Source organism: Vibrio sp. 10N.247.310.23, from assembly GCF_041467155.1.
GTDB lineage: Bacteria > Pseudomonadota > Gammaproteobacteria > Enterobacterales > Vibrionaceae > Vibrio > Vibrio crassostreae_C.
The window spans coordinates 74,932-88,644 of the sequence record NZ_JBFSTZ010000007.1 but is presented as its reverse complement, the minus strand read 5'-3'; the positions used below and the strand labels follow the sequence as shown (position 1 = coordinate 88,644).

The following is a 13,713-nucleotide window of genomic DNA, read 5'->3' as shown; positions in this document are numbered from 1 at the left end:
ATAAAAAAGCCCGCACCTTGCGTTTACAAAGTGCGGGCTAAATTCATCTGGCTACTTGTTTAAGTAAGCAGCGTGGAACTCAATGTGTTCATCAATAAAGCTAGAGATGAAGTAGTAGCTGTGGTCGTAACCAGGCTGCATACGTAGATCTAAATCGGCATTGGTTACCTTAGCGGCTTCGACTAATTGCTCAGGTTTAAGCTGTTCAATCAGGAAGTTATCGGCTTCACCTTGGTCGACCAACATTGGCAGTTTAGTGCCTTTGGTTTTTAGAAGCTCAGAGGCATCGTAGTGTTTCCACTCTTCAATATCCAAGCCTAGGTATTGGTTGAAGGCTTTTTGTCCCCAAGGGCATTGCATTGGGTTGGTGATTGGGCTGAATGCAGAGATAGAACGGTAGCTATCTTCGTTTTTAATGCCAATCGTTAGGGCACCATGTCCGCCCATGCTGTGACCAGAAATCGATTTTACGGATGTAACAGGGAAGAACGACTCAATTAATGCAGGGAGCTCTGTTACCACGTAATCGTACATGTGGTAATGGCTGTCCCATGGCGCTTGAGTGGCATTCACATAGAAGCCTGCACCTTGGCCGAGATCGTAATTTTCATCGTCGGCAACACCTTCACCACGTGGGCTAGTGTCTGGTGCAACAATCGCGATGCCTTGCTCAGCCGCGGCTTTGAAAGCGCCGGCTTTTTGCATGAAGTTTTCATCGGTACAGGTTAAGCCTGACAACCAATACAAAACAGGAACTGGGTTTTCTTTGCTTGCGTTAGGTGGCAAGAAAATCGCAAAACGCATGTTGCAGTCAAGCGTTGCAGAAAAGTGGGTGTATTGTTTGTGCCAACCACCAGCAACCTTTGCTTGGCTAATGTTTTCGATTGTCATCTATTGTGCTCCGTTAGGTTGATGGTTTGGGAGTAAATTTGTCTATATTACATAAAGTTTCACCACCCACCGGGCAGGAGGTGGTGAAGACAGTTTGTTGCTATTCATTTGTAGCTGTGGCCTCGATGCTCGAAAGAATCGAGGCCAAGATGTGTTACTTATCCATGTGTAGAACAGTACGGATAGATTCACCTTTGTGCATTAGGTCGAATGCTTCGTTTACGTCTTGCAGACCCATTGTATGAGTGATGAACTCTTGAAGGCCAAACTCACCCGCCATGTAACGGTTTACGATTTCTGGAAGCTCAGAGCGGCCTTTAACACCACCGAAAGCAGAGCCACGCCATACACGACCAGTCACTAGTTGGAATGGACGAGTTGCGATCTCTTGGCCAGCACCTGCAACACCAATGATGACTGATTCGCCCCAACCTTTGTGACAGCACTCAAGCGCTTGACGCATCACGTTTACGTTACCGATACACTCGAAAGAGTACTCAACACCGCCGTCTGTCATCTCAACGATAACATCTTGGATTGGCTTGTCGAACTTAGTTGGGTTGATGCAGTCAGTCGCGCCAAGCTGTTTTGCTAGCTCGAATTTGCTCTCGTTGATGTCAACACCGATGATGCGGTTAGCACCAGCCATGCGAGCACCAATGATTGCAGAAAGACCGATACCGCCTAGGCCGAATACAGCAACGTTGTCGCCTTTTTCAACTTTAGCTGTGTTAAGTACCGCGCCCATGCCTGTTGTTACACCACAACCCAGAAGACAAACTTCTTCAAGTGGTGCTTCTTTGCTTACTTTCGCTAGAGAGATTTCTGGAAGTACAGTGTACTCAGAGAAAGTAGAGCAACCCATGTAATGGAAAATTGTTTCGCCATTGATAGAGAAGCGGCTTGTACCGTCTGGCATTAGGCCTTTACCTTGCGTTTCACGAACGGCTTGGCATAGGTTAGTTTTACCAGATTTACAGAACTTACATTCGCCACATTCAGCTGTGTAAAGTGGGATAACGTGGTCGCCAATCTCAACACTTGTAACGCCTTCGCCGATCATCTCAACGATACCGCCACCTTCGTGACCAAGAATTGAAGGGAAGATACCTTCTGGATCGTCACCTGATAATGTGAATGCGTCAGTGTGACAAACACCAGTAGCAACGATGCGAACTAGAACCTCACCAGCTTTAGGAAGTTGTACATCAACTTCTTCCATTTTTAGTGGCTCGCCAGCTGCCCATGCAACCATTGCTTTTGATTTGATATGCGTTTGACCAGGTTTAATTTCGATTGTCATTGGATGTTTCCTATATGTCAGTACAGCGGATAACTGTGCAATTAAATTCAACCCGTTAAGCGTAGTTGAGCTTAATTGTTTCCGCTCTCTCGTTTTGTTGGAGCTAGTATAGGTGTGAGTGCATGTTTTGATAATCCCCTTAAATAGAAAATGATTATTACGTATTTGTAATAATAAGTATGGAGAGCTGATCTGTTTTCCCTGTGATTACTTTATTCGGATCGAGCCGGTTTTTGATGGAGGGCTACTTATTCAAATAGTCGGAATGCATAGTTGTCATTGATGTTTGAGGGGTTGTCTTATGGCGGCTTATATATTAATAACTGATTCGTACGATAGAGTCATCAATACTCATGATCATTACTAACTAATTGAATTTTAAGGATTGAAGCAATGTCGCATAAGCACTCTGTATGCGACGTTTTGTAAGATATCAGAAACAATAGTGTCATTTTTCTCACCTAATCTCCTCGCCAAATTTTGAGTTCTAACTTTTTGGGAAGAGAAAATGAAAAAGAGTACATTGACCGTACTGTCAGGCTTGATAGCAACAGCTTTGGTCGGTTGCAATTCAAGTTCGCCAAGTGATGACAGCGGCAATATGGATAGCGCAGTGCAAGTGGCGTTCATGCCTGATATCCATTTCCATGATGTTTACGGTGATTTTCAGGATGGCTCGTTCGCAGGGTTGCCGAATGCAATCAGTGGTAAGAATGCAACGATCAGAACGATGGAGTCTCAGATGAACTCTACCCGTCTATTCAACGAAAACTATTTCGCGATGATCGCAGCGCTTGATGATGTGGTTGAGCGCGGAGTGAAGTACGTAGCACTGCCGGGGGACTTCAGTGACGACGGTCAGCCAGTACATATGCGTGGATTAGTGAGCATTTTTGACCACTATCGTGACACGTACGGCCTTGAGTTTTTTGCAGCGCCTGGCAACCACGATCCAGTGAGGCCATTTACTATACCTGCGGGTAAGTCGGACTTTTTGGGAGAAGGGGGTAAGAACCAACGTATTTATAGTCGGGGTAAGGAAGAGTGTGTTGGCTATGAAGATGAGTGGACAACCATTCCCGGTGACGGCGATAACCTAGCAACCATCTGTACTGAAGAAGTGCGTGAGTGGGGCTATGAAGAGATCATGAGTATCCTTGGTACTCACGGCTTCTACCCTCAGCAAGATTATCTCTACTTTGAAACCCCTTATAGCAGTGCGCAAGCTCGTACCAACTACAGCTATGAATTAGCGAAAGAAGAAGCAGCTTTTGATAAGCGCATGTACGAGATCTGTTATGAAGGAACAGGTGGTAGTTATAAAGAGAATGGCTACTCAAGTTGTTCTGAAGTGCCGGATACCAGTTACTTAGTCGAGCCAGTCAAAGGCTTGTGGCTGTTGGCCATTGACGCGAATGTTTATCGCCCTAAAGAAAATTCGTCTGATAGCTCTGTAGACGGAAACACGTTTGATGGATCAAGCAGCGCTGGCTACAACATGATGCTGACTCACAAAGAACATGTGATCGATTGGATCTCTGATGTAGTAAAAGCAGCCAAAGAGCAGAATAAGACGCTTGTTTCCTTCTCGCACTTCCCAATGACAGATTTCTACAACGGTGCCTCTGAAGAGATTGAAGATCTGTTTGGTGAAGGAAGCCATCAACTGGCTCGTGAACCAGATGATAATACTAGTCGTACACTTGCTGCAACAGGATTGAATATCCACGTTGGCGGTCATATGCACTTTAACGATACTGGTAAGAAAAGCTTCAATATCGATGGTGTTCAGCACACGCTCTTTAATATCCAAGCGCCATCGTTAGCGGGTTACATCCCAGCTTACAAGCTGCTGAACATTCGCCCTGATAACCAAATCGAAGTTGAAACTGTGGTTATCGATCAAGTTGAACGTTACAACGAACTATTTAGTCACTACGAAGAAGAGCATGAGTACTTAACAGCAAACGCAAGTAATGAGGAAGAAGAAGCTAAGATATGGGATATCAATATTCTTGATTCAAAGAGTTACTATGAACTCACCGACTGGCATATCCGTGAATTAACGCGCTTGCGTTTCCTTCCTAGTGATTGGCCAATCGAAATGCGTGAAATGATCATGCACATGAACGGTGAAGAGATGATGATCATGTCTCAACTAGAAACGCAGTTCACGGTTTGTCAATTAGCTGACAAGTTGGGTTATCCAGTTGAAGGCTGCACTGCAAATGGTGTCGTTGATGAGGAACAGTTCCAGAAAGATTGGCAGGCAGCCAAAGTAGAAGCTGAGGTTTTGGCAACTACTGAGGGGTTAAGCTTAGCTGACTTTGCAGAGTGGAGTGGTGAGCTACTAGCAACCGATTTCTACCGACTACGTAATGCAGACGAACTGGCGTTCCGTGATATCGGTGAAACACAACTACGCCAATACGAACTGCTAAGCCGCGAGCTTGCCGAGTTTGATGGCACAGTGGATTCAGAGCTAGGTGATCTTGGCCAATATACAGTGGGAGAGGTATTCCGCTCTCGTTTCGGTAGCTTGTTCGTGATTCTTGAAAAATTCGCAACAGGCCAAGCAAGTGACCACTTCTTGATTGATATCGACCAGCAAACCCTGACCGATCTTAAAGGTGAAGTGAAGCGCGATATCCTAAGAGGCTCAACGTCTGCAAATTAAGCGCTTTTGCCGATTAGATGATTAGATTGATGAAGGGTCTGCTAGCCACGAATTAGTGGGCTCTTTTTTTGTCTAAGCGTAGGTTTAATCGAGAATTACACCTAAGAATTTTTAAGGTGCATCATAATAATTACTTGCTGAAAATCGCATGAATCGGAAATAAAACTACAATATTCTGAGCGCCGTATTTTATTGTTGTGGACTTAAACATGCTTTTATCTCTCTCGCCTCCTGTGATGCTGTCACTTGCCATTGTATTTGAAGTTGTCGCGACTTCTCTATTGCCTAAAACGCAGCAATTTACTTCTTTGCCCGCGACTGCCGCAGTGCTAGTCGGTTATGGCTTTGCTTTCTATCTGTTGTCTCTCACGGTTCAAACTATGTCTTTAGGTGTGGCATATGCGGTTTGGTGTGGGGCAGGAATAGTGCTAGTCGCAGCGCTGTCTTGGCTGGTCTACGGGCAAAAACTCGATATCTTTGCGATCATCGGTATCGCTTTGATTTTGGTGGGCGTCGTGATTATTAACTTGTTTTCGACGTCGGTGAGTCATTAGGGGCTAACTCGCTTTTGCCCCTAAATTGGTTTAGCCAAAAAGTCTGCATTCACAGTCGAGTGGTTTTTGGCCTAATAGAACTAATCTGACACCCAAACTCAAAAAGAACGTAAACTGGGTATCAGAGTGCAGTTCTTAGTTCAAAGCAACTCGATGACTTTTGCTCTACAAACCGATCTTAAAGCGTCACAAACCTACAAGGCGTTATGGAAGCATACCGCCTTGATCAAGTGTCTAAAATCTTCGCTAAGAGCGTTTGAGGTGGTCTGAGGGCTGTTTCTGATAGCAAACGCGCACATTTACCATAATAGGAATAATGAACACCTAGTTTATGCACTAACTTTGTTATTATCTATGCCTTAATTTTTTAGCGTTTTTAGCTCTGATATGAAAAAAATGGCAAAATTCAGAGTGATATTTTTACTCTTAGCAACCTCGATGTTGTCAGCTTGTGTGTATACATCCAATGTTGATTATGTGCGTATTTCGGTGATTGCGATCGCCTGTTTCGGTTTATTCCGATCACCAGATCCTACCTTTTTTCTCTCTTCTTATTTTTACTCTAAGTGATCGGATAATCACGAAGTGATTTCGCACACATCGGTACGATGTATAAGTGCGCATTTCCTCATAATCAGAAATGTGTTTTCACAGCATTGTGATGGTAAAATACCCAAGTATCAACAACAGGATTTGACCATGACAACAAAACTAGAAAAGCTAAAGCGAAAACAAGAGCAACTGAAAGAGCAGATACAAAAAGAGGCACAACGAGTTAAAGCTCAAAACAGAAAGAATGACACAAGACGAAAGATTCTTTTAGGGACGATGGTATTAGATAGGATGTCAAAAAATGACGAGTACAAACAAAAGATCCTATTAATGTTGGATTCTTATTTAAAAAATGAACGTGATAGACTTCTATTTTCGTTAGAGGATAAAAAGCATGACTAGATGTATTCTTCACATACACTCCCAGCCATTACCACCAAATAAAAATAGTGGTGGTGCAAACCGATTGGTTGATTGGTTAGCAAAAGAACAATCCAATATGGGATTTAAAATATATGTATTGTCTCCAGAAGGTTACTCAACAAAACAATATACTCACATTACATTGACAGATGAAGCGAAATGTAATTTACAAAAACTTTCAACATTAATCCCAAAAGATATTACAGACATAGAATATCATGGAGGATTATCCACGGAAATAATATTTAAGTTACGAGATAGATATAAAAACTTTATATCTATCTGCCACGCAGGAGATGGAATTCAGTGTAATACTGTGTTTGTATCAAAAAGCCACGCATCTCAGTCTAAATATAATAAAAATAAAATTAATTTTAATTACATCTATAATGGAATCCCAGAATCAGAATTTGAATATAACGAACAAAAAAAAGGATACTTTCTTTTTTTAGCCAAAGTAAAAAGAAGTAAAAAAGGAATACAGACAGCAATAAAAGTAGCAAAGAAAACAAAATCAAATTTGATTGTGGCTGGCGGACACCGACTAGGCTCACCAGAAACATGGTTTAAATGGCATCCATTAATTACACCAGTTGGATTTGTGAATGGTGATTTTAAAAAAGACTTGTTAAGAAACGCAAAAGCATTACTTGTTCCAATATCTTGGGAAGAACCTTTTGGGCTAACAATTATTGAAGCAATGCTATCAGGAACACCTGTAATAGCATACAACAGGGGGGCAATGAGTGAATTGATAGTACATGGTGAAACAGGGTTTCTGTGTGAGAATGAAGACGAATTTATCAAAGCGATGTCACTTACCCATCAGCTAAATAAGAAAAAAATGAGAGAAAGAGCGATAAAATATTTCTCATCCTCAGCAATGGCAATAGGTCATCTCAAAATGCTCGATCAGGCATCAACAAAGCAGTGGGAATAAGTGCGTGAAATGCCCCTTATGTTAAATGCGCTACTTAGCTATTAAAAATCAATGCTAGAGGCTCTAAAATCGACGTAGAGCGCATTACACCACACAAACCACACCCAGATAGCTGCGTATTTCGGTGATCGGATAATCCCGAAATGACTGAGCGGAATGCTCCGAAATATGCAGATTATGGAACAAAGTTTACTGAAGAACAGGTTTCTCAAATAGAGAAAAAGGTGACAACTAAGAATGATCTAATCAGAATTTTTGGTGAACCGTCTATAAAAACAGTAATCAGCGAAACTGGTGAAAAGTGGGTGTATTCTTATACTGGAGGTAGTGCTTCATCCCAAGCTTTTACAATGAAAACAACATCCGATATCACAACGCACACGATTGATATCTTGTTAGAAAATGGTGTCGTTGTGAATTTTGCAGAAACCAAAAACAAACAAAACATGAATATGTCAGTAGAATAGTATTGAACATTGTACTGGTGTGCGAACCCAGATTTAGACACAAGAACGGCTCCCAATTGGGAGCCGTTCTTCGTTACGGAGTCACGCCGATTGAACATAATAGGAATAATGAACACCGACTTTATGTTGATGTGTCAATGCATTACAATATGCGCTTATTTGATTACTGGAGAGTTACTTTGAAGCGAGATATGGAATTAATTCGCAGCTTATTACTCGCGATAGAAGAAAGTCCGAATGACTATAAACTCGATAAGTATGATGGTGGTGTGGTTCGATATCATGAGGCTCTACTTGTTGAGAAAGGGCTAGTCGAGGGTTCGATAAGTAAAGAGTTAGGAGGAATTGAACCACCATTCGTTCGTATTTATAAGCTAACTTGGGATGGTCACGAGTTCATCGACAACCTTCGTGACGAAAGTGTTTGGAATTCAATCAAAAGTGATTTCAAAGAAGCTAGTTTTTCTACTATCGCTAAAGTCAGTAAAGATTTAGCTGAGGGATTAGCAAAGAAAAAACTAGAATCGATATTGAGCTATATTTAATAATAATATCAATGATTTATAATAAAGGTGAGAGATGAGTAGTAAGATAGCTTTTTTCGCAATTGTATTTTCTTTGATTTCTGGATGTGCAGGTTTCAATGACAAAATGACACCTTCTGTGTCTATCTATCAGGATCAATTTGATGGTTCACTTCGTATTGAGCAGCCCCCTGTTAGCGCCTCCTCTAGCTTATCTGAAGGATGGCACACTTTAGGTTTTCAATGGAATCAAAAATTTCCCAATGTGGTCTTTCTTGAAGTCGGTGTGAGTGGCATTACAAATGTCATGGGAGTTGCATTTAATGTTGATGGTCAAATCATCGAAAATGTAAAAGAGGCCAGCAAATTAACTAAGTATGGTGATTGGTCAACTCGTAGACTTGTAATGCCACTCTCCGATTTTGTGAAGGTCTCTCAAGGCAAAGATGTAAAAATGAAAGTCATCCAAATAGATACTTATTCGGTATCTTCGTTTGGTTCAGCTAACTCGGGCGCAGTAGTTAACACAAAATTTGCTCCATTCGTTCAAAAATTGAAAGAGCAAAATATACAAATAAAAACAGATGTTTAACGACGGTTTTGCGTGTAGCACCTTGTACTAATATGGGACATCTTTCTGATGGTGATTTACCATAACGGCACTTAGTGCGCACCTAACCCAATACTTTTGCTAGCGCGATGCTACTCACCGCACTAGCACTTCACAAGTAAATTTGCCATACCTGTAGTTATTGATGGTTTTCTAATTTAGAAAAAACACTGGCAAGGTTTTGTCCAAAAATGAGTTGCGCTAACTTCCCCCCCCCCAACACTGCCACAAACGCATCCAAATACTTCTCTATAGTTAAATCCGCAGAAACGGGCGGTAGTTCTACAGTAATGCACGGTAGGTTTCTTTCCTGACACCATGTGCCGAATGAGCCTGGGGTTTCGTAATCGACGTCTTCGACGAGCGGCAGGTTGAATTGCTTGCCTAGCCAAATGGCGAGTTCCGATTGAGTGGGATCGTCGACCATGGCGAGCGGCTCGTGGAAAGAAATGACGAATTTAGGTTGGCGTTGTTCGATGAGGTTTATGAGCGATTGCACTTCAGGTTCAAGTTGTTCGGCTTGCCCGGTTTTCACTTTTACATCTCTGACTGGGGTGTGAGAGCTCCAGCGATACACGGTGCCGTTTTCTGTCCAGTTTTGAGTTGGGAAGGCGCGGTTCAGATCGACTTGGTTGGCGTTGGCGCGAGTGCCTAATTGATTGCCATCTGGGTTCATCGACAGGATCACATCGTGTCTCAAGTTGGCCGCTGGCAAGCTTCTTAGGGCGCAAGACAAACCTGCGATTGAAGCGGTTTCATCGCCGTGTGTGCCTGCTAAAATCAGCCCGCGAGATTCGCTTTCTACTTGTGCGGGGAAATAGAGCAAAGGCGCACCCAACACCGATTTTCCATATGACAGCGGCTTTATCGAAAACGCAGCTCTTTCCGTTCTTGGAATTAAACTCACCTTAATCTCCTGATTGATCAAGTACTATCAAGTATTCACTATTGGCTATATTAATCATTAACTAAGTCCATTAGATGAACCCCTTTAAATAAACCATAGCGTCAAAACTCGTCAACCGTCGCATTGTTAATTTTATTACTTGCTTCAAAGATAGGCTAGGAGAGCAAACAAACATGGATTTTAAAAAACATTCAACGGCTTTACTCATTTCATCTCTATTGACCCCTTTTATCTCAGTAACTGCCGTTGCTGACACATTGCCTGCGGGAACTTCTCTGGCGAAAGAACAACATTTAGTTCGTGCTAACGATGCAGAAGCGGCGACGCTTGACCCTGCGAAAGCAGAAGGCCTGCCAGAAATGCACATTCTACGTGACCTATTTGAAGGTTTAGTGATTCAAGATCGCGATGGCAATATCACCCCAGGTGTTGCACAGTCTTGGGAAACCGAAGACAACCAGACGTTTGTATTCCACCTACGTAAAGACGCGAAATGGTCGAATGGCGATCCGGTGACGGCCGATGATTTCGTGTATGCGATAAGACGCGCGGTCGATCCTAAAACGGCATCGCCAAATGTTTGGTATCTCAAGCTTACTCAAATCAACAACATTGCTGACGTAGCCGAAGGCAAAAAGCCCGTTGAAGAGTTAGGTATCTCTGCAGTCGATAAACACACGGTGAAGTTCGAACTCGATAGTAAAGTGCCTTACTTTGTGGCGATGACAGGCCACACATCCATGATGCCAGTGCACAAAGCAACCCTAGAAAGTAGCGACAAGCCGTGGAGCGACCCTAAGCAATTTGTTGGTAATGGAGCATTTGTGCTAGACGAGTGGGTGGTGAACGAGCGCATTGAGCTGAAGAAGAACCCGAAATATTGGGACAGTTCAGATACGCATTTAACCGAAGTGACTTACATTCCGTTTGAGAACCAGAATGCCTCGATTAACCGTTATGCTGTGGGCGAGGTCGATATTACTTCGGACGTGCCGACACATATGGCGCAGCAGCTAAAAACCAAATACCAAGATGCGTTTACCGCAGTGCCTTTGCTGTGTACTTACTACTACGCATTCAATACTACGCGACCACCTTTTGATGATGCGCGAGTACGTAAAGCTGTCTCTTATTCTATGATGCGTGACGTTATCACCAATGGTGTGACTCAGGTGGGCAACTTACCGGCTTATACCTTTGCTCATGAGTACACGGCTGGTTTTGATGCGACACAACCTGAATACAGTACTTGGACTCAAAAGGAACGTGATCAAAAAGCAAAAGAGCTGCTGAAAGAAGCGGGCTACGATGCGTCTAACCCGTTGGATTTCAAACTGCTTTACAACACCAGCGAATCGAACAAGTCGATTGCAGTGGCCATCGCTTCAATGCTCAAAGGCAACCTAGGCGCGCAAGTTGAACTTGAAAACCAAGAGTGGAAGTCTTACCTAGTATCACGTCGCCAAGGTGACTTCGATGTGATGCGTGCTTCTTGGTGTGGCGATTACAATGAAGCGTCGACCTTCTTGAGCTTATTGCGTTCTGAATCTTCAGGTAACTTTGCTCGTTACAACAATGACAAGTACGACGCTGCAATGGACAGCGCACTGTCAGCAACCAATGAGCAAGATCGCCAAGGTTTCTATGATCAAGCCGAGCAGTTACTGGCTAAAGATATGCCTATCGCGCCAATTTATTACTACATGCAGGCTCGCCTAGTGCGACCAAGTGTTGGCGGCTTTGCGAAGAACAACGTGGAAGGGCGTATCTATTCTAAGGACCTCTATATCAAAGAATAGATAGGCTTAATGCGAGTTCAGGCCTAACGCATAAAAATAAGAGTAGAAGAAAAGGGACGTTGATCATAAATCTCTGATCAACGTCCCTTCGTCATTAATCTGTAACCGTAAGCGCAAAAAACTGAAACCTGCCTGAAGTATTTTTCACTTTTATTTCAATCAGGTGAAGCCATGTTACCCCCTCTACGTGCCCTTGTTGCGTTCGAAGCTGTTGCCCGCCTCGGTTCTATTGGCGCTGCTGCGCGCGAGCTTTGTGTTACCCAAGCTGCGGTGAGTCAGCAGCTTAAAAGTTTAGAAACCTTTCTCGATACCACATTGTTTGAGCGAAGCTCCAAAGGCGTAAAGCTGACGTCAGCTGCCCAGCACTATCAACCGATTGTTGCGGGTTCATTAGCACACCTGAAATTACAGACTCAAATCCTCTTCGGGGAAAAAGAAACCGACGTGTTGAGCCTGCGCGTTAATCACACCTTTTGCCATAACTGGCTGCTGCCTCGCTTGCCATCTTTTTATCAAAAATACCCTTTTATCAGGCTCGATATTCAGCTGGTGGACTGGCCATCAACCAACCCTTGTCAGAATGTCGATATTGAACTGACCAATGGCAAGGTCGAAAGCGAAGACACTCATAGTGAGCGACTCTTTCAAGAGCATTGGCAGTTGGTGTGTAGCCCAGACTTTAAAAACCAATATCAAGACTCCTTGGTTGAGCATGATTTTTCTGCTCTGCCGACCGTGCAAGTAAAAGGCTACCGAGAGAACTGGCTGCAATGGTTGAGTCACAACCAATTCGAGATGACCCTACCGAAGGTGTTATTGGAGGTGAGTAATTCTTTGCACGCCTTAGAAGCGGTCAAACATGGCATTGGCGTGTTGTTGGTGCGTTCGCTTGCGGTGTCTGAGCTGTTAGAGAAAAACGATCTGGTTCTGGCGACAGAGTCCTCAATGCCTGCTGAATCTGCCCACTATTTGATTACTAAACACCGACGCAGTGCCAAGGTGAATTTCTTTTGTGATTGGCTTTATCACCAGATGGAAGACGGTGAACTGGAAGAAAGATTTTCTAATGGGTAGCCATAAAAAAAATGAAGGGCGCTCTTACTAACCTGTCACACAAACCCCTTAATTTAACCGCATACAAATAAGGACGAGGTCACCATGAGTGCTTTCTCAGAACCAATGAAAAACCGCTTAAAGGTACTGCTATTTACTGCACCGTTGTTGGTGCCACTGTTTACTTTTTGGCTCGTACCATTTGGTTATTCGATTTACATCAGCTTCACCGACTGGGATTACATCTCGCCAGATTATTCGTTCATCGGTTTAGAAAATTACGAGTACATGGTTGAGGATTACGAGTTCATCCAAGCGATGCTCAATACGTTTTGGTTTTCGGTTGGTGTGGTGATTCCCACCATCCTTCTTGGCCTTGTGTTTGCCATGCTGCTGCACAAAAACTTCAAGGGTAGCCAGTTTTATCGCGCGGTGATCTTCTCCCCTTGGATCACGCCAACGGTGGCAGTGTCGATTGTGTGGTCTTGGGTATTCGAGACCAAATCGGGTTTGGCAAACCACTTATTGGAGTCTGCAGGGTTTAGTGCGATTCCATGGTTAGAGAACGGAAACACAGCCTTGGTTGCGGTGATTATCGTGACAGTTTGGCAGGCGATTGGTTGGACGATGCTGTTCTACATTAGTGCACTTAACAAGATCCCAGAATCACTGTATGAGGCTTCTTTGATTGATGGTTGCAGCAGCTTAACGCGCTTTTTGAAGATAACGCTGCCACTGATTTCACCAACCACATTCTTCTTGGTAGTGGTCAACATTATCACGGCAATGCAAGCGTTCGATCAGTTCCAGATCTTAACGCAGGGCGGGCCGGGTGGTGAGACACGTACCTTGTTGTACTTGTTCTACCAACAAGCGTTCGAACGTTACGAAATGGGGCCCGCGGCCGCGACATCGTTAGTGATATTCCTGATTACTGGATTGTTGGCACTTATTAATACCTACATCGGCAAGCGCTGGGTGTACTACTAGTCGATTTTTGAAAGGACAGAATT

13 protein-coding genes are annotated in these 13,713 nt (G+C 43.5%); 10 read left to right on the top strand and 3 right to left on the bottom strand.

The features are described from left to right. Window positions 1–51: 51 nt before the first annotated feature. Entirely contained in the window at window positions 52–891 is an 840-nt protein-coding gene (gene fghA, locus AB6D93_RS07440; protein WP_017061633.1) for an S-formylglutathione hydrolase, read from the bottom strand. Between the two features lie 154 nt (window positions 892–1,045). Then, the gene (locus AB6D93_RS07435; RefSeq protein ID WP_017076927.1) at window positions 1,046–2,194 is read right to left on the bottom strand and encodes an S-(hydroxymethyl)glutathione dehydrogenase/class III alcohol dehydrogenase; all 1,149 of its coding nucleotides are present in this window, start codon (window positions 2,192–2,194) and stop codon (window positions 1,046–1,048) included. A gap of 508 nt (window positions 2,195–2,702) precedes the next feature. Between AB6D93_RS07435 and AB6D93_RS07430 the strand changes: the two genes are divergently transcribed. From AB6D93_RS07430 to AB6D93_RS07400, 7 genes are all read left to right on the top strand, one after another. Next, entirely contained in the window at window positions 2,703–4,871 is a 2,169-nt protein-coding gene (locus AB6D93_RS07430; RefSeq protein ID WP_102332236.1) for a metallophosphoesterase, read from the top strand. A gap of 209 nt (window positions 4,872–5,080) precedes the next feature. Further along, a complete protein-coding gene (locus tag AB6D93_RS07425; protein WP_065584843.1) occupies window positions 5,081–5,425 on the top strand; it encodes a multidrug efflux SMR transporter in 345 nt (114 codons plus the stop codon). 699 nt (window positions 5,426–6,124) lie between these two features. Then, window positions 6,125–6,379, top strand: a complete 255-nt coding sequence (locus AB6D93_RS07420; RefSeq protein ID WP_017065030.1) for a hypothetical protein — start codon at window positions 6,125–6,127, stop codon at window positions 6,377–6,379. Further along, window positions 6,372–7,340 (top strand): glycosyltransferase, encoded by a 969-nt coding sequence (locus AB6D93_RS07415; protein ID WP_017065029.1) that lies wholly within the window; start codon window positions 6,372–6,374, stop codon window positions 7,338–7,340. The genes AB6D93_RS07420 and AB6D93_RS07415 overlap by 8 nt, the downstream gene beginning before the upstream one ends. A 143-nt stretch (window positions 7,341–7,483) precedes the next feature. Further along, window positions 7,484–7,807, top strand: a complete 324-nt coding sequence (locus tag AB6D93_RS07410) for a hypothetical protein (protein WP_240799474.1) — start codon at window positions 7,484–7,486, stop codon at window positions 7,805–7,807. Window positions 7,808–7,998: 191 nt separating this feature from the next. Then, on the top strand, window positions 7,999–8,352 hold the full coding sequence (locus AB6D93_RS07405; protein WP_157938691.1) for a DUF2513 domain-containing protein: 354 nt from the start codon (window positions 7,999–8,001) through the stop codon (window positions 8,350–8,352). 34 nt (window positions 8,353–8,386) lie between these two features. After that, window positions 8,387–8,923, top strand: coding sequence for a hypothetical protein (locus tag AB6D93_RS07400; RefSeq protein ID WP_102332233.1), 537 nt, complete (start codon window positions 8,387–8,389; stop codon window positions 8,921–8,923). 157 nt (window positions 8,924–9,080) lie between these two features. On the opposite strand, the gene mpaA is transcribed toward AB6D93_RS07400, so the two are convergent. Next, window positions 9,081–9,848: a murein tripeptide amidase MpaA gene (gene mpaA / locus AB6D93_RS07395; RefSeq protein ID WP_240799473.1), complete on the bottom strand. Its 768-nt coding sequence runs from the start codon at window positions 9,846–9,848 to the stop codon at window positions 9,081–9,083. A gap of 173 nt (window positions 9,849–10,021) precedes the next feature. Here mpaA and AB6D93_RS07390 point away from each other — a divergent pair, with 173 nt between their 5' ends. The 3 genes from AB6D93_RS07390 (at window position 10,022) to AB6D93_RS07380 (ending at window position 13,690) form a co-directional block, all read left to right on the top strand. Next, on the top strand, window positions 10,022–11,647 hold the full coding sequence (locus AB6D93_RS07390) for an ABC transporter substrate-binding protein (RefSeq protein ID WP_102332232.1): 1,626 nt from the start codon (window positions 10,022–10,024) through the stop codon (window positions 11,645–11,647). Window positions 11,648–11,818: 171 nt separating this feature from the next. Beyond that, entirely contained in the window at window positions 11,819–12,721 is a 903-nt protein-coding gene (locus tag AB6D93_RS07385) for a LysR substrate-binding domain-containing protein (RefSeq protein WP_102332231.1), read from the top strand. Between the two features lie 84 nt (window positions 12,722–12,805). Further along, a complete protein-coding gene (locus tag AB6D93_RS07380) occupies window positions 12,806–13,690 on the top strand; it encodes a carbohydrate ABC transporter permease (protein ID WP_102332230.1) in 885 nt (294 codons plus the stop codon). Window positions 13,691–13,713 lie beyond the last annotated feature (23 nt).